Origin of the sequence: Paenarthrobacter sp. TYUT067, assembly GCF_023656375.1 — a bacterium.
In the GTDB taxonomy this organism is placed as follows: Bacteria; Actinomycetota; Actinomycetes; order Actinomycetales; family Micrococcaceae; genus Arthrobacter.
In genome coordinates this window covers 65,448-80,892 of sequence record NZ_JAMOIT010000016.1, presented here as the reverse complement: position 1 = coordinate 80,892, position 15,445 = coordinate 65,448, and the positions used below count along the sequence as shown (strand labels likewise).

Genomic DNA, 15,445 nt, shown 5'->3' with positions numbered 1-15,445 from the left:
CTATTTCCCCTCACCGGACGCGGCATCGAATTGCTCAAGGCTCTTCTTAAGGACGCCTTCCAATTCGGTGTTTGAGCTGTTGGCATTTTCAATGATTTTTGTGTATTTGTCTTTGCTGGCAGTTTCATAAGTTGCCTGCGCCTTGCCGAATGCCTCATTGATATCCAATAGTGCAACGGCGGCAACGGTGCTCTTGGCGAGGCGCTCCAAGGGGTCCTTGCTGTTGAGCACTTCCTGTTGCTTGTCCCGCTGTCCACGGATGACGGACTCCACCTCCGTGAGCAGGGTAGTAGTCTCGGCGTCGGCGCCGTCCTTGGCTGTGCCAAGGGCTGCCAGGCACTCATCTGCACTCTTGACATAGTCCTCGGAGTAGGACTCGCTGGCCACGTTCAGTGATGAATGCAGGGCCGCGCAGGGACCGCCTACAGACCGGTAAATGTTGGCAGTGTTGATCAGCAATTGATCGTTGTACGCGATCACCGCAGTGTACTGATCCTTGAAGCGGTTGAAGGATTCGGCGACTTCTTGATCCTTCAGGGCCGGCGATTCTGACATTTGCTCCAGCCGGTCACGGTTTGCCGCGGACTCGCGTACTATCCGTTCACGGTCCAGGCTGAGGACTTTCTCCTCTTCAGGCTGTCCTGCTTTTTCGGAGATGGCGTTCGAGTACCGTCCGGAGAACTGTTGGACGAGGGGATCGTACAGATTCATGGAGTTGTCCACAATGACGCGGTGCTTGTCCAAACGGAGCACGTCTGCGCGGTCTGTTCCGGCCGGACGGGAAAGGGCAAACCACGTGCCAATCCCGACGGCCACCAACGCCGCGACGAGGAGAACAGCAATGATTGCCGTGCGTTTGGAGCTACCCCTGCCGGGCGCGCTGGCTGTCTCTTCCAAGGATTTATCCCCCATATTTGCGAACTGCTTGGATCCTGCGAAACCTGACAAATCCTGGCTAACAACCTAGACGTCGTGCTGGAGCCGCTTCACGAAGAGCTTGGTCCGCTCCTGCCGCGGTTCCCGCAACACCTCAGCTGCCGGCCCGCGTTCCACCACGACGCCGCCGTCCATGAAAATTACCTCATCCGCCACATGCTGGGCAAAGGCCAACTCATGGGTAACGATCACCATGGTCCAGCCCTCTTCGGCGAGTTCTTTGATGACGCCCAGCACGTCCCCCACGAGCTCGGGGTCCAGCGCCGAGGTGGGCTCATCGAAGAGGAGCAGCTGGGGCTTGAGGGCCAACGCCCGGACGATCCCCACGCGCTGCTGCTGGCCGCCGGAGAGTTCAAAGGGGTAGGCGTCGCGTTTATCGGCCAGGCCAACGCGCTCCAGAAGGCGTTCGGCGTCGGCAATGGCCTCAGCGCGCGGCCGTTTTTGTACCTGGACGGGGCCTTCAATGATGTTCTTCAGCACGGTCATGTGAGGGAACAGGTTGTAATGCTGGAAGACCATGGCACTGCGGTCCCGGAGGGCAGCCACCTCTTTCTTCCCGACCTTGGCGCCGAAGTCTATGGCGAGCTCTGCTGAGGCATCGCCGCTTCCAAAGGTGACCGTTCCGGCGTCGGGAATTTCCAAGCCGTTGAGGGAACGCAGGACCGTGGTCTTGCCCGAGCCCGATGGCCCGATCAATGCCACCACCTGACCGCGCCGGATGTCGATGTCGATGTCTCGCAAAACGACGTTGCTTCCGAAGGCCTTGGCCAGGCTCCGCGCCTTCAGGACTGAGGCGACGGGCGGCTGCTGTAGGGATTCGTTAGTGGGCGACATAGCGGTCCAATCTCTTTTCCACCGCGGATTGGGCCGTGGAAAGGACCAGGCAAATGACCCAGTAAACCAGGGCAGCCTGGAGGTAAAGGGCCATGAACTCCTGGCTGAACGCAGCGATTTGCTGGGCGTTGCGGAACAGTTCGGTGACCAGGATGAGTGAGGCGAGGGAGGTGTCCTTCACCAGTGAAATGAAGGTGTTGGACAACGGTGGAACGGACACCCGTGCCGCTTGGGGAAGGATGATCCGCACCAGTGCCTGCGGCCGGGACATGCCAATGGTGTGGCCGGCTTCCCACTGGCCCTTCGGGACTGACAGGATGGCCGCACGGATGATCTCCGCGGCGTACCCGCCCACGTTCAGTGAGAAGGCGATGATGGCGCTGGGCCAAGGGTCAAGCTTCACTCCGATGCTGGGGAGCCCGTAGAAGATCACAAAGAGTTGCACCAGCAACGGGGTGCCGCGGATGACCGAGACGTAGAAACGGCCGATGCCCGACAGGACGATGTTGGGGCTCAACCGAAGCAGGGCAACCACCAGTGCGAGGACGAGGCCGATGGCAAAGGAGGCCAACGTGAGGGGAATGGTCCCCGTGACCGCGCCGGTAATCAGCGGACCGAAGGAACTCCAGATGAGGTCCCAGTTCATCTATTTGGTGACGTCCGCGCCGAAGTACTTCTCCGAGATCTTAGCCAGCGTGCCATCAGCCTGGAGATCGGCCAGTGCCTTGTCCACAGCTGCAGTGAGCTCCGTGGAGCCCTTGCGGAACACCATGGCGCTCTCGGTCTTCTCCGGGGCCTCTGCCGCCACCTTCAGGCCGGAGTCGGGCGTGTTCTTGGCGTAGTCCAAGTAGGTGAGCTTGTCGTTCACAGTGGCATCCACGCGTCCCTGCTGCACCAGCGTGGCGGACTGTGCCCAGCCTTCCACTGCCTGGACGTTGGCACCGGCTTCAACGGCCATTTTGTAGAAGTTGCTGGTCAGTGACTGCGCGGTGGTCTTGCCCTTGAGGTCCGCAAAGCTGTTGATGCTGTTGTTGTCCGACTTCGTCACCACAACACCGGTGGAGATGGTGTACGGGGTGGAGAAATCGTACTTGGCCTTGCGCTCGTCATTGATGGAGATCTGGTTGGCGATGGTGTCAAAGCGCTTTGACTCCAAACCTGCAAAGATGCCGTCAAACTGGGTCTCCTGGAAGGTGGCCTTCACCCCGAGTTTCCCGGCCACCGCCTGGGCGATCTCCACATCAAAACCTGTGAGCTCGCCAGCGCCGTCAGCGTGGAAGCTGAAGGGACGGTACGTACCTTCGGTGGCGATCACGAGTTCGCCCTTGGATTTGACGTCGGAAAGGGACGTATCGCCACCGGACTGGGCGGGCGCGGACCCTCCGCCGCACGCGGAAAGTGCAAGGGCGGCCGCGGCCACGGTTGCTGCGAGGACAGAGCGGCGGGTACGAAGGCTGTTCATGGAGCCATCTTAGTCACCGCCCGGGGCAGGGGTGGCGGCGGCGTGCAAAAGCGCGTTAAAAAGGCTGAGTGGGGGCGGTCCCCAACAGCCCGCCACCACTCATCCCCCCAATTGTGATCACGTGGGCGCCACATCCACCGGAAACCCGTTCTCTGATTCCGGTGTCAGGCTGCAAGCCGCGTTCACACATTCATGATTGTGCCACGATCTAATGGTTTTGTGAAAGTCTTACGCCGAAAGTCGCGTCTTCCGGCGGGCGAATGCCTTGGAGACCCAAATACCGGCAAGCCCAATGGCCGTGAAAGTGGCCGCTGAGTAGTTGATAAGAACCCGCAACCACGCCTCGGAAAACGGGATCAGGGGGAACAGCTGGGACAGCAGGAGCAGCGACAGGCCGAGCAGCAGCACCGAAGAGGCGATCCGCAGCAGGACTGGGGCTGTGCTGACTACGGTGCGCCAGATGGCGGGGACCAGGCAGGCGGCAACAAAGCCGGGGTAGAGACGTCCCATGAAGGCGTAAGCCTCCAATGAGGGCCCCCAGCGCAGGGCGCTCATACCGGCCGATGATCCCTCTGTATCCGTGATGAGGAAGAAGTAGATGGTCAAAACACCTATAAGGATGGCGGCGGTGATGCCGAGGGGTCCTCGAATCGCTTTCACGGCAGCGGGTGAGCCGAAAGCCGTGGCGATCTTGATGCCCATGAAGTAGAAGGTTCCGTACAGCAGGAAACGGAGGACAAGATTGCAGATGTTCATCCCGCCCAACCACCCGTCAATGACCAGGTAGGGGGCCTCGATGCTGATGAAGATGCTCAAAGAGATCAGTGCAAAAATGTAGAAAACCTCGCGGTTTTCACCCCGTAACGCGCTGGGAACCCGGGCCAGGGTTATCGCCAGGCACACCACCAGCGTGACCCAGGGCAGGACAGCCGTCATCCGAGGTTCTCCCAAATTCGTTCAGTTCGTTCCTGGTCTTGTTCCTGCCGGCGCAGTGTTTTGCCGAGCGCCAAAAGACGTTCGCCGGCCAACGTCACCAGTCTGCCCTGTGACAACTTATCCAGCGCTTCCTGCCGGGAATTGGGCGGCCATCCGGCTTCGGCCTCCGTAATCAGCCCACCAGCCACCAGCCCGCCCGCAGGTCCCACCCCGGCGGCGCGTGAGGTGGCGATCGCCAACTCGGGCGGGAGCCTGTTGGCGGTCAGGTGGGCGGAGAAGTTCTGCGGCGCAATCCCAGTGGTGTCGCTGACCCTGTGCCGCAACTCGCCGTCGTCGATCGCGTCCACCCAGTTCCGCACGGAGGTGGGGTGGGGTGGTTCCGAGAGGCGCGGGGCGGGGGCGGAGCCGGGTTCGCTGCGGTCAACTACTGCTCGCAGCAGGTCGATAGTGGCCACCTGGCTGACGAGCTCGCAGGGCGTGGGGGGAATGGGATCGCCCCGAAGATCGGCGTAAAGGTCAAAAGTGGACAGGGCCTGTACCGGATTGATGTTGAAGCCGCGGCTGATACTCACCAAGGTGGATTCGGCAACCTTGCCGCGGACCAGCTGTTGGGCCAACGTTGTCCGCTTGATGCCCGCGATCCTGCAGACGTCAGCGGTGCTGGCATCGGGTGCAACACCATGAAGCCAGCGCTGGAACGCCTTGGACTGTAAGGGCATGGAGAACTTTCCTGGATGGGCCGCGAAGGCAAAGGCACGATGAGACCTAAGTGGGAGTACGAAACGATTTTACGCCGACGCCACATTGAATTATGCTTGATGATTGAACCCGCTGGTCCGTACACCCCCCAAGTCCGGACCAGCGGGTTTTTCCATGCCCGCGGGAATCGCGGCCTGAATTTCTGCGTTCCCTTGCTGGAGGATAGACAATGACTGCAACTTTGGTGGCCAAGGATCTTGCCGGTGGTCATGGCCACCGCACGCTTTTCGCGGACCTCTCCCTGACCGTTGCGCCGGGCGATGTTGTGGGCGTGGTGGGAGCTAATGGTGCTGGTAAATCCACGCTGCTTCGCATCCTGGCAGGAGTGGACCAGCCGCAGGCTGGGACCGTCAGCCTTGCGCCCTCGGATGCTTTTGTGGGCTGGTTGCCGCAGGAACATGAGCGCACCGGCGGCGAAACAATCGCCGCCTACATTGCCAGGCGAACCGGCTGTGCCCAGGCGACAACCGAGATGGAATCCACGGCCGAAGCCCTTGGCTCGGGAGCTCCCGGAGCTGACGACGCGTACTCGTTGGCCTTCGATCGGTGGATGGCTTCCGGTGCTGCCGACCTGGAGGACCGGATCCCGGCCGTGCTGGCGGACCTCGGCCTGGACCTCGGCGCCGATGCCCTGATGACGGGGCTTTCCGGCGGGCAGGCTGCACGCGTGGCTTTGGCCGCTCTGCTGCTTAGCCGCTTCGACGTCGTCCTTTTGGACGAACCCACCAACGACCTCGACCTTGACGGACTCGCCCGGCTGGAGGCCTTCGTCCAAGGCCTGCGGGGTGGTGTCATCTTGGTGTCGCACGACCGCGAATTCCTGGCCCGCTGCGTCACCACCGTGGTGGAGCTGGACCTCGCCCAGAACTCCGTAGCCGTCTACGACGGCGGTTATGAAGCGTTCCTCGAAGAACGCGCCGTGGCCAAGCGCCACGCCCGGGAACGGTACGAAGAGTTCGCCAACACCAAGGCCGACCTCGTCTCCCGGGCACGCACCCAGCGCGAGTGGAGCTCCCAAGGCGTCCGGAACGCGATGAAGAAGAACCCGGACAATGACAAGATCCGGCGCGCAGCGAGCAGTGAATCGTCCGAGAAACAGGCACAGAAAGTCCGCCAGATGGAGTCCCGCATCGCCCGGCTCACCGAGGTGGAAGAACCTCGCAAAGAGTGGCAGCTGCAGTTCAGCATCGGCCAGGCACCCCGCTCAAGTGCCGTCGTCGCCACTTTGCGCAACGTCATCGCGCGCCAAGGCGACTTCACCCTGGGTCCGGTGAACCTGCAACTCAACGGCGGCGAGCGGATCGGCATCACCGGACCGAACGGTGCCGGCAAGTCAACGCTGTTGCGCCTGCTGCTGGGGACCCAGGAACCGGACGACGGCGAGGCCTCCATGGGTGCCTCCGTGGCCATTGGCGAAATCGACCAGGCGCGCGGACTGCTCGACGGCGGGCGGCACCTTGGCGATGCCGTTGAAGCTGTGCTGGTGGACTGGAACAGTGCAGATGTCCGCACCCTGTTGGCCAAATTCGGCCTCAAAGCCGACCACACATCCCGGACCGTGGATTCACTGTCCCCCGGGGAGCGAACCCGTGCTGCGCTTGCGTTGCTGCAGGCCCGCGGCGTGAACCTGCTGGTGCTGGACGAGCCCACCAACCATTTGGATCTTCCGGCCATTGAGCAATTGGAGGAGGCACTGGAAAGCTACGAGGGCGCACTCCTGCTGGTCACCCATGATCGCCGTTTATTGGAAAACGTGCGGCTCGATTCGCGCTGGCACCTGGAAAACGGCCAAGTGCAAGAGCTTCATCACACCCCAAGCCAGGAGAAGTAACCCATGAGCATGGACCGCGTGGCCTGGAGCTCGCTGTACAACATCACCACTGCCAAGAGCGGTTCCAAGCCGTTCTCCAAGGAAACCCTGAAACGGGTCATGGCTTTCGCTGCGCCGCATAAGGGCAAACTCATCGCCTTTGTGATCGCCTCGATTGCCGGTGCTTTCCTCGCTGTGGCCACTCCTGTGCTTGCCGGTCAGGTGGTCGATTCCATCATTGCCAACGCAGGCGTTGGAACGGTGATCTGGTTGGCCGTCCTCATTGCGATCGTTGCGGTGGGCGAGGCCGGTGTGGGCCTGGTGACCCGGTGGTTGTCCTCGATCATCGGCGAGGGCGTCATTGTGGACCTCCGCACGCGCGTGTTCGATCACGTGCAGCGCATGCCCATCGCGTTCTTCACCCGAACCCGAACCGGTGCCTTGGTCAGCCGCTTGAACAACGACGTCATCGGGGCGCAGTCCGCCTTCGCCGGCACCTTGTCAGGTGTGGTCAGCAATGTGGTGGCCCTGGTCCTCACGCTGGTGGTCATGCTGAACACGTCCTGGCTTGTGACTGTGCTGGCCATGGTGCTGCTGCCGATCTTCCTGATCCCAGCAAGGCGGATGGGCTCCAAACTGGCGGACCTCCGCCGCGAAGCTGCCGCGCACAACGCCGCCATGGGAACCCAGATGACGGAGCGGTTCTCCGCCCCGGGAGCCACGTTGGTGAAGTTGTTCGGCCGCCCGGATGAAGAATCCCGGGAGTTCGCCGAGCGTGCCGGCAGGGTCCGGGATATTGGCGTCCGGACTGCCATGCTGCAGTTCACCTTCGTGACGGCCCTGACGCTGGTCTCTGCCCTGGCGCTCGCCTTGGTCTACGGTTTGGGCGGTTGGCTGGCAATCGGTGGGCAGCTCGCACCCGGCGATGTTGTGGTGCTCGCACTTCTTCTGACAAGGCTCTACGCTCCGCTGACGGCGCTCTCCAACGCCCGCGTGGAAATCATGAGTGCTTTGGTCAGCTTCGAGCGGGTGTTCGAAATTCTGGACCTAAAGCCGCTGATCACCCAGAAACCGGACGCTGTTTCCGTGCCCGCAGGCCCCGTTGCCGTGGAATTCGACGACGTCCGTTTCTCCTATCCCTCGGCCGAAAAGGTGTCGCTGGCTTCCCTTGAGGACGTGGCCACCTTGGATACCCGGGGCGGGGAGGAAGTCCTGCATGGGGTCAGTTTCAGGGTTGAACCTGGCCAGACTGTTGCCTTGGTGGGTTCCTCAGGTGCCGGCAAGTCCACGGTGGCGCAGCTGCTCTCGCGCCTGTATGACGTCGACTCCGGCGCCGTGCGCCTCGGGGGGCAGGCACCTGGAACAGGCGTGGACATTCGCGACCTCAGTTTCGACTCCCTGCGCGACACCATGGGCATGGTCACCCAGGACGGCCACCTCTTCCACGAAACCATCGCCTCCAACCTGCGCCTCGCCCGGCCGGATGCCACCGAGGACGACATGTGGGATGTGCTCCGGCGGGCACGCCTGGAGCCCATGATCCGGTCTCTGCCCGATGGCTTGGAAACAGTGGTGGGGGAGCGCGGCTACCGTCTCTCCGGTGGTGAACGCCAACGGCTCACCATTGCACGGTTGCTCATCAAGCAGCCCCGTGTTGTGATCCTCGACGAAGCCACGGCAGCCTTGGACTCCACCAATGAAGCCGCCGTCCAAGCGGCCTTGGGCGAGGCACTCGAGGGGCGCACCGCCGTCGTGATTGCGCACCGCTTGTCCACCATCCGTGCCGCAGACGCCATCCTGGTGGTTGAGGACGGCAGGATCGTGGAGCGTGGCACGCACACTGAGCTGCTTGCTGCGGATGGACGCTACGCGGAGCTCTACCAAACCCAGTTCGCTGAGGCCACCGCTGTGGCGCAGGAAGCGGTCCCGGAGCTGTAAACGCTGCCCCTACGTGGGCGGGGTCAGCAGCGGGATGACGTGGTCCGTTAGCAGCGGTGCCAGGTCGGTGGGCAGCGGCGCGTCCAGGTCCAGCCAGCGGATCTCCGCGATTTCCGCTGAAGGATGCGCGTCCCACGTTCCGGGGGCCGTGAAGACCGTTGCCTCGATATTGGTCGCGGCCTCGTTGGCTGCCTCCGCCAACCACACCCCGAGCGGCTCGAGGACGCCCGGCGGAACCTCGATGCCGACTTCCTCCAAGAGCTCCCGGGAGGCAGCCTCAGCAGCGGTTTCCCCTGGCTCGGGTTTGCCGCCGGGATGCATGAACTTGTCCGTGCCACGCTTGCGGACGGTCAACAAATGACCTTCCTGGTTGTAAACGCACACCGCGCTCACAATGATCAGGTCCGTGCCGGTTCCACTCATGGTTGCCTCCCGGCGTAGATCCGGACCAAGTGCGATTCAAGCAACAGATCCTTGGCTGGCCCGCGGACATCCCACGTGAAACTGAACGAGTCCGGGCCCTCACGGAAGTAATTAACACGGTAATCGTCGGGGTCGCACCAGTGCTTGTCCTGGTTGCCTTCTTCGGCGAAACTCATCACATGGAACGGGCGGCCGTCGGGGAAGAACACGTCCATCGAATCCAGGCTGGCTCCGGGTTTCAGGAGATACTCACGGAATGCCGGGCCTGAATGAGTAGGCCAGTGCATGGTTCCGTCTTCGCGGTAGTCCAGGCCGCCGTCGGGGTTCTTCAAGTAGCGCACGACGCCGGAAAAGGTTCCGTTGGTGCCGGACGTCCGGTCCAGGAGGGTCCGCTCCACGCGCCAGCTGCCGGCCAGGTAGGCCTGCAAGTCCTGGGTGGGCTGCTGGTGGTTCAAGTGCCCTCGATTGGAATCGAACCAACGACACCGGCTTTAGGAGAGCCGTGCTCTATCCACTGAGCTACGAGGGCCTGTGCGTCCATGACTCTGAATCCCACTGCTGGAGCTCAAGGGCCCGGACACGACTACAAGCATACAAGCTGCCGGGGCGCTGCCCGAACACCGCTAGGCTGACGTTCATGAAAGGGCACGTCACTGCACCGGCAACAGCTGGATCCTTCCGTCCGAATACCCGCAGCATCAGGGCGAACATCGGAGGGTGGGCGCAACTGAGTGTGGTCCAGTACTTCGTGGCTGAAGCCGCTGTGATCGATGCCTGGGCAGGCCCGGAGCCGTACAGCAGGGCCACGGGATTCATCAGCGACCTCGGGGCAGTCTCTTGCGGCATTTATGAGGACAGGGCTGTGTGCTCGCCGCTGCATCTGCTGATGAATGCCTCGTTCATGGTTCAGGGCTTGGCGTTGGTCCTTGGCTCGCTGTTCCTGACAGCCGGGCTCTTGAGCGTGGCTGCGCGGCCCGTCGTGCAAGCCCGGCGATTCCGGGCTGTTTCGGAGGGTTCCCTTCCTGCACGCGTCCTGACCGTGCCCTGGATCTTGGCCGTTGCTATCCGGATTCTCACCGCTGTTGCGGGGGTAGGAACGGTAATTGTGGGTCTGGTTCCGGAGGACTTGGGCTCTCCCTGGCATTTCGCGGGCGCTTTGATGTACTTCATCGCCGGCGGCTTTGCCCTCCTGCTGTTGGGAGTCCTGTGGTTCCGGCAAACCCCGATCAGTTGGTTCCTCGCTGCGTGCGGGCTGACGTGCATTGGGGCACTCGTGATCGGCGCAATCACGGGGATGGACGTGCCGCAGCCGGGATTGCTGGAGCGGTTCATGGGCTACCCGGTGACCATTGGCCTGGCAGCTGCGGGCCTGGTGATTGCCCAGCGTACGCACACGGAACGGAAATTGGCGCGGGCAGGGGCGGGTGCGCACTGAGGTTTGTTGGCTGGGGCCTGGTGCTCCGGGCGGAAACGGGTGCGCCGCCGCGGACGAGTGGTCAGGCGGGCTTCGCACTCTTTCGTCCAAGGAACACGGCTACCACGCCGCACACCAGGCTGAGAAGGAACAGTACCCAGGACGCAACCGTGACTGCTGACGCCAACGCCACCGAACCGGCGTCGGGCGCTTCGGCAGCGAGCACCGAGTCGATGGCCACGTTGGACCACAGGTGAGCCACCGCGAACAGCAGGGGGGCAGCCCACAGGGCCCAACGCCATGACTTTCGCGCCACATTGGTGCCAATCAACAGGAGCCAGCTGAAGCCGAAGATCAGCGGAAACAGAGTGCCGGCGGTCTTGTGGACGTAGTTGAGCTGGCCTCGGGCTGACTCGTCCATGGCCTCCCGGAGCTGGACGATGTAGTCCTGCGAGAATCCACCGATCAGCGAATCAGGCATGGCCAGGCCGCCGGAGAGCTGCGTCATCTGGTTCAAGGTGAGCAGGTGCAGGTACCAGAACAGGAACAGGCTGGCCACCACGCCCGCGATCACAATGAGCTTGGAGTTGCTCTGCGCCTTTTGCGGGGTGCGCTGCGTGGTGTTGTTGATCACGGGAGGCAGCGAGTGGTCGGGGACCACTGCCTTTGCTCCGTGCTTCTTGATGCGCTGGGCGGGTGTCTTGGCCATGTCATTCATTATCCCGCCACATAAGCTGGATCCATGACCACTGGCAGGCACACAGCAACTGAACTCGATCCATCACTGGATGACTACCAACTGGCCAGCGCCCTGGTTCGCGAAGCAGGCCAGCTGGCGCTGCTCATGCGGATGGGCGGGCTACAGGGTGAACGCAAGACCTCAGTGTCCGACGTCGTAACTGCGGCCGATCACGCAGCTGAGGCTTACGTCCTGGAACAGTTGCGGCGCTGCCGTCCCCAGGATGGCATTCTGGGCGAGGAGGGGGCCTCCGTTGCCGGCACGAGCGGCCGGACCTGGGTGATCGACCCCGTGGACGGCACCTACAATTTCCTGCACGGCTCCACGTACTGGTGCTCGGCCATCGCCCTTAAGCGCGATGATGCAGACCACGGCGGTCACCCGGTTGCCGATCCCGAGGTGCTGCTGGGGGCCATCTATCAGCCCGAACTGGACAAGCTCTGGCTTGGCGGCCCGGATCGCCCTTCCACGCTGAACGACGAGCCGATTTCCGGCTTCGGTGACCTCCCCGTGAGCCAAATCTCCGCCGCCACCTACATCCATCCCACTTGGCTGGCGGACCCCCGCGCAGCAATGCCGTGGCACGCGGCTGCAGTTTCCGCGGCATCACTGCGCATGTTCGGCTCAGGTTCCTGCGACCTCGGCAGGGTTGCTGACGGGGAGCTCGGTTGCTGGTTCCAGCACAGTTGCCCGGAATGGGACTGGCTTCCCGGCAAAGCGATCGTCCGCGCGGCCGGCGGGGACACCGCCGTCGTGCAGGTCAACGGACTGAACTGGTTCGTGGCAGGAGGCCCGACGGCGGTCCGTGAGTTGAGCGCTGCCCTCACCTCTGTTCCCCAATTTGCGTAGGGCGTTTCGGAGGGCACCAGCACACCGGATCTGGCGCGACGTAGAGTGTCAGAGGCACCGCCTAGACTGGTAGGCACCATGGATATGTTGTTTGACCCCTACGCAGACGGACCCTTCAAAGCAGGCACCAAAGCCGCACTCAAGGCTGCCCCGGAGCTTTCCCCCTCCGGCGGTGGCTCCTCCGGGCCCCGCCTTCAGGAAGGCGCCGGCGAGTCAAAAGACCTTCCGGGCCAGGGTGCACCGGGAGGGTGGGACCACCACGGAACCCACGGCTTACCCACTGCCGATGCCCTGCTCCAGGGACTGAATCCACAGCAGGAAGAAGCTGTGAAACACGCCGGAAGCCCCCTGCTGATCGTTGCAGGCGCGGGCTCCGGCAAGACCCGTGTGCTCAGTAACAGGATCGCCTACCTCATTGCCACCAAGCGTGCCCATCACGGCGAAATCCTGGCCATCACCTTCACTAACAAAGCGGCGGCCGAAATGCGGGAACGCATCGAAGCCCTGGTGGGACCCCGGGCCAAGGGCATGTGGATCTCCACCTTCCACTCGTCCTGCGTACGTATCCTGCGCCGGGAAGCGGCCAACGTGGGCCTGAATTCCAACTTCTCCATTTACGACTCCGCTGATTCATTGCGCCTGATCACCCTGGTGGCCAAGAACCTGGACCTCGATCCCAAGAAGTTTGCTCCAAAGGCCATCCAACACAAGATTTCCGCGCTCAAGAACGAGCTCATCGATGCCGACTCCTACGTGTCCTCGGCAAACCATAACGACCCCTTTGAAAGCGCCGTTGCAGAGGTCTTCAAGGGCTACACGCAGCGTCTCCGGCAAGCCAACGCCATGGACTTCGATGACCTCATCGCCGAAACCGTGTACATGTTCAGGGCCTTCCCGGCGCTCGCGGAATCCTACCGGCGCCGTTTCCGGCACGTGTTGGTTGACGAGTACCAGGACACCAACCACGCCCAGTACGCACTGGTCAGGGAAATCGTGGGTTTGGGAACGGATACGGACGTTGCGCCCAGCGAACTGACTGTGGTGGGCGATTCCGATCAGTCCATTTATGCCTTCCGCGGCGCGGACATCCGCAACATCGTGGAGTTCGAGGCCGACTATCCGAACGCCCGCACCATCAAACTTGAGCAGAATTACCGCTCCACACAGAACATCCTCAGCGCCGCCAACTCGGTGATTTCCCGTAACCCGAACCGCCAGGAAAAGCGTTTGTGGACAGCGGAGGGCGACGGCGAGAAAATCGTTGGCTACGTGGGGGAGAACGAACACGACGAAGCCCAGTTCATTGCCAAGGAAATCGACCGCCTGCAGGACGAGGACGGCTTGCGTCCCGGCGACGTCGCCATCTTCTACCGCACCAACGCGCAGTCACGCTCCATTGAGGATGTGCTGGTCCGGGTGGGCTTGCCCTACAAAGTGGTGGGCGGTACGCGCTTCTATGAGCGCAAGGAAATCAAGGATGCCCTGGCGTACTTGCGCGTCCTGGTGAACCCGGACGACGACGTCAACCTCCGCCGCGTATTGAACGAACCCAAGCGCGGGATCGGTGATCGCGCCGAGGGTGCAGTTGCCGCTTTGGCGGAGCGGGAACGCACGTCATTCATGGCCGCTGCACGTCGCGCCGACCAAGCTCCCGGAATGGCAACCCGCTCGGTCAACGCCGTCCTGGGCTTCGTGAAGCTGCTGGATGACCTCGCCGAGGTGGCGTCCGGCTCCGGCGCCGCTGCTGCCCTCGAAGCCGTCCTTGAACAGACCGGTTACCTGGCGGGCCTGCGCGCCAGCAACGACCCCCAGGACGAATCCCGCGTGGAGAACCTTGCCGAACTGGTGGCCGTGGTCCGGGAGTACGAGCGCGATAATCCGGACGGGTCCCTCGGCGAGTTCCTGGAGCAGGTCTCCTTGGTGGCAGACGCCGACCAGATCCCCGATGCCCCTGGTGCGGACATTGATGCCGCGGTGGCTGAGGCCAAGAGGATGGGCGTTGTCACGCTCATGACCCTGCACACAGCCAAGGGCCTGGAGTTCCCGGTGGTCTTCCTCACCGGCATGGAGCACGGTATCTTCCCGCATCAGCGCTCGGCAACGGACCCCAAGGAGCTAGCGGAGGAACGCCGCCTGGCCTACGTGGGCCTGACCCGTGCCCGCAAGCGCCTTTATGTCACGCGCTCTGAGGTTCGCAGCATGTGGGGCCAGAGCCAGTACAACCCCGCCAGCCAGTTCCTGGAAGAGATTCCCTCCGAACTTGTGGAGTGGAAGCGCGAAGGAATGAGTCGCCAGGCCGCAGGTGGCTGGGGGAGCGCCCCCATCGGGTCCAACCGCTACGGTGGTTCGTTCTGGGGTGCGGGCACATCCCGCGGTGCTGCCGCCAGCCCAACCGCAGGGTTCGACGCCGACGTCCCGGCCGCCGTCGTACGCAACAGGGTCCAGCCGCAAAAGGAAGTTATTTCCGTGGTGGCGGGGGACAAGGTCAACCACACAAGCTTCGGCAACGGAGTGGTCTTGGGCATCGAGGGTTCGGGGGACAAGACGGTGGCGAAGGTGAAGTTCGACGTCGGCGAAAAGCGACTTCTCTTGCGGTATGCGCCCCTGACCAAGTTGGATGCGTGAAATCGCACGGCATAATGAGGGGCATGCGACGGACTGTTGGGCCGATCCTGGCCGCCTTGATCATGGTGCTGGCGGCGGGATGCTCTTTCGCCACCAAAGATCCTGACTATGTGCCGCCGGCCCCGTTGCCGCCGCTTGAACAGCTCCAGCAGGTTCCCGTCACTGAGCAGACCACCTTGTCCGCGGGCGAGGATGTCACTGCTTTTGTCACGGCTGACAAGAACATTGTCTGCGCCATGACGTCCTCACGGGGTGGGCACCTCAATCTCCCGTATGAGGCCAACTCTTACTCGGATGCTGCCAACAACAAGTTCGCCGTTGTTCCCGTGGTCCACTGTGAACTGGCCAAGTATGCCGCACCGGAGCCCGACGACGTCGCTGACGATTGTGCGGGAATCGGCCTCGGATACCTGGGCGGGACGGTGCTCCTGACTCCGGAGAAGGCGGTGTACGGCTCATGTCGTTCCGGCGTAACACAAATGGAGTCGGAGTTCGGTCCGAAGGGCAGCCGGGAAGGTCCCATCTCCAAGCTCCGGGAGCTGGGGGAGGGGCAGAACATTGAGCGCAACGGTCTGCGGTGTTCGGCATACAACGGCGGCGTTGCTTGCGGAAATATCTCCGGGGGCGTGGCGTTCTTCGTCAATCGCGAGGGCTACCAGTTGATTTCCGACGGCGGGAAAAAGGTCTCGGGAAACCTGAAACTTGCGTCGTGACTGCTCT

15 protein-coding genes and 1 tRNA gene are annotated in these 15,445 nt (G+C 62.7%); 6 read left to right on the top strand and 10 right to left on the bottom strand.

The genetic code is table 11. The features are described from left to right. The 6 genes from MOD31_RS15170 to MOD31_RS15145 form a co-directional block, all read right to left on the bottom strand. Entirely contained in the window at positions 1-897 is an 897-nt protein-coding gene (locus MOD31_RS15170; RefSeq protein WP_223941966.1) for a hypothetical protein, read from the bottom strand. A 66-nt stretch (positions 898-963) separates the two neighbouring features. Then, positions 964-1,770: an amino acid ABC transporter ATP-binding protein gene (locus MOD31_RS15165; protein ID WP_142940075.1), complete on the bottom strand. Its 807-nt coding sequence runs from the start codon at positions 1,768-1,770 to the stop codon at positions 964-966. Then, positions 1,757-2,416 (bottom strand): amino acid ABC transporter permease, encoded by a 660-nt coding sequence (locus MOD31_RS15160; RefSeq protein ID WP_166841587.1) that lies wholly within the window; start codon positions 2,414-2,416, stop codon positions 1,757-1,759. Before MOD31_RS15160 ends, MOD31_RS15165 begins: the two co-directional genes overlap by 14 nt. Next, complete coding sequence (locus tag MOD31_RS15155) at positions 2,417-3,232, bottom strand: amino acid ABC transporter substrate-binding protein (RefSeq protein WP_142940073.1); 816 nt, start codon at positions 3,230-3,232, stop codon at positions 2,417-2,419. A gap of 228 nt (positions 3,233-3,460) precedes the next feature. Further along, positions 3,461-4,168 (bottom strand): hypothetical protein, encoded by a 708-nt coding sequence (locus MOD31_RS15150; RefSeq protein ID WP_250821022.1) that lies wholly within the window; start codon positions 4,166-4,168, stop codon positions 3,461-3,463. Beyond that, a complete protein-coding gene (locus tag MOD31_RS15145; protein ID WP_166841584.1) occupies positions 4,165-4,887 on the bottom strand; it encodes a hypothetical protein in 723 nt (240 codons plus the stop codon). The genes MOD31_RS15150 and MOD31_RS15145 overlap by 4 nt, the downstream gene beginning before the upstream one ends. Before the next feature lie 209 nt (positions 4,888-5,096). Here MOD31_RS15145 and MOD31_RS15140 point away from each other — a divergent pair, with 209 nt between their 5' ends. Both MOD31_RS15140 and MOD31_RS15135 read left to right on the top strand, forming a co-directional pair. Then, positions 5,097-6,758, top strand: coding sequence for an ABC-F family ATP-binding cassette domain-containing protein (locus MOD31_RS15140; protein ID WP_142940065.1), 1,662 nt, complete (start codon positions 5,097-5,099; stop codon positions 6,756-6,758). 3 nt (positions 6,759-6,761) lie between these two features. Next, entirely contained in the window at positions 6,762-8,675 is a 1,914-nt protein-coding gene (locus tag MOD31_RS15135; protein ID WP_166841582.1) for an ABC transporter ATP-binding protein, read from the top strand. Between the two features lie 9 nt (positions 8,676-8,684). On the opposite strand, the gene MOD31_RS15130 is transcribed toward MOD31_RS15135, so the two are convergent. From MOD31_RS15130 to MOD31_RS15120, 3 genes are all read right to left on the bottom strand, one after another. Further along, entirely contained in the window at positions 8,685-9,098 is a 414-nt protein-coding gene (locus tag MOD31_RS15130; RefSeq protein WP_166841581.1) for an NUDIX domain-containing protein, read from the bottom strand. Beyond that, positions 9,095-9,553, bottom strand: a complete 459-nt coding sequence (locus tag MOD31_RS15125; RefSeq protein ID WP_250821021.1) for a DUF6314 family protein — start codon at positions 9,551-9,553, stop codon at positions 9,095-9,097. Before MOD31_RS15125 ends, MOD31_RS15130 begins: the two co-directional genes overlap by 4 nt. A gap of 1 nt (position 9,554) precedes the next feature. Continuing rightward, positions 9,555-9,627, bottom strand: a tRNA-Arg gene (locus tag MOD31_RS15120). 108 nt (positions 9,628-9,735) lie between these two features. Between MOD31_RS15120 and MOD31_RS15115 the strand changes: the two genes are divergently transcribed. Continuing rightward, positions 9,736-10,533, top strand: a complete 798-nt coding sequence (locus MOD31_RS15115) for a hypothetical protein (protein WP_250821020.1) — start codon at positions 9,736-9,738, stop codon at positions 10,531-10,533. 61 nt (positions 10,534-10,594) lie between these two features. Here MOD31_RS15115 and MOD31_RS15110 read toward each other — a convergent pair whose 3' ends face one another. After that, the gene (locus MOD31_RS15110; RefSeq protein WP_166841578.1) at positions 10,595-11,221 is read right to left on the bottom strand and encodes a hypothetical protein; all 627 of its coding nucleotides are present in this window, start codon (positions 11,219-11,221) and stop codon (positions 10,595-10,597) included. Positions 11,222-11,254: 33 nt separating this feature from the next. Here MOD31_RS15110 and MOD31_RS15105 point away from each other — a divergent pair, with 33 nt between their 5' ends. The 3 genes from MOD31_RS15105 to MOD31_RS15095 all read left to right on the top strand — a co-directional run bounded on the left by MOD31_RS15105 (position 11,255) and on the right by MOD31_RS15095 (position 15,438). Then, positions 11,255-12,100, top strand: coding sequence for an inositol monophosphatase family protein (locus MOD31_RS15105; RefSeq protein ID WP_166841577.1), 846 nt, complete (start codon positions 11,255-11,257; stop codon positions 12,098-12,100). A gap of 78 nt (positions 12,101-12,178) precedes the next feature. Continuing rightward, on the top strand, positions 12,179-14,725 hold the full coding sequence (gene pcrA, locus MOD31_RS15100) for a DNA helicase PcrA (RefSeq protein ID WP_142940058.1): 2,547 nt from the start codon (positions 12,179-12,181) through the stop codon (positions 14,723-14,725). Between the two features lie 14 nt (positions 14,726-14,739). Next, on the top strand, positions 14,740-15,438 hold the full coding sequence (locus MOD31_RS15095) for a hypothetical protein (RefSeq protein ID WP_142940057.1): 699 nt from the start codon (positions 14,740-14,742) through the stop codon (positions 15,436-15,438). Positions 15,439-15,445 lie beyond the last annotated feature (7 nt).

Coding starts and splice junctions, on each gene's coding strand:
- MOD31_RS15165 (WP_142940075.1), bottom strand. CDS start 1,770: ATGTCGCCCACTAACGAATCCCTACAGCAGCCGCCCGTCGCCTCAGTC.
- MOD31_RS15160 (WP_166841587.1), bottom strand. CDS start 2,416: ATGAACTGGGACCTCATCTGGAGTTCCTTCGGTCCGCTGATTACCGGC.
- MOD31_RS15155 (WP_142940073.1), bottom strand. CDS start 3,232: ATGAACAGCCTTCGTACCCGCCGCTCTGTCCTCGCAGCAACCGTGGCC.
- MOD31_RS15150 (WP_250821022.1), bottom strand. CDS start 4,168: ATGACGGCTGTCCTGCCCTGGGTCACGCTGGTGGTGTGCCTGGCGATA.
- MOD31_RS15145 (WP_166841584.1), bottom strand. CDS start 4,887: ATGCCCTTACAGTCCAAGGCGTTCCAGCGCTGGCTTCATGGTGTTGCA.
- MOD31_RS15140 (WP_142940065.1), top strand. CDS start 5,097: ATGACTGCAACTTTGGTGGCCAAGGATCTTGCCGGTGGTCATGGCCAC.
- MOD31_RS15135 (WP_166841582.1), top strand. CDS start 6,762: ATGAGCATGGACCGCGTGGCCTGGAGCTCGCTGTACAACATCACCACT.
- MOD31_RS15130 (WP_166841581.1), bottom strand. CDS start 9,098: ATGAGTGGAACCGGCACGGACCTGATCATTGTGAGCGCGGTGTGCGTT.
- MOD31_RS15115 (WP_250821020.1), top strand. CDS start 9,736: ATGAAAGGGCACGTCACTGCACCGGCAACAGCTGGATCCTTCCGTCCG.
- MOD31_RS15110 (WP_166841578.1), bottom strand. CDS start 11,221: ATGGCCAAGACACCCGCCCAGCGCATCAAGAAGCACGGAGCAAAGGCA.
- MOD31_RS15105 (WP_166841577.1), top strand. CDS start 11,255: ATGACCACTGGCAGGCACACAGCAACTGAACTCGATCCATCACTGGAT.
- pcrA (WP_142940058.1), top strand. CDS start 12,179: ATGGATATGTTGTTTGACCCCTACGCAGACGGACCCTTCAAAGCAGGC.
- MOD31_RS15095 (WP_142940057.1), top strand. CDS start 14,740: ATGAGGGGCATGCGACGGACTGTTGGGCCGATCCTGGCCGCCTTGATC.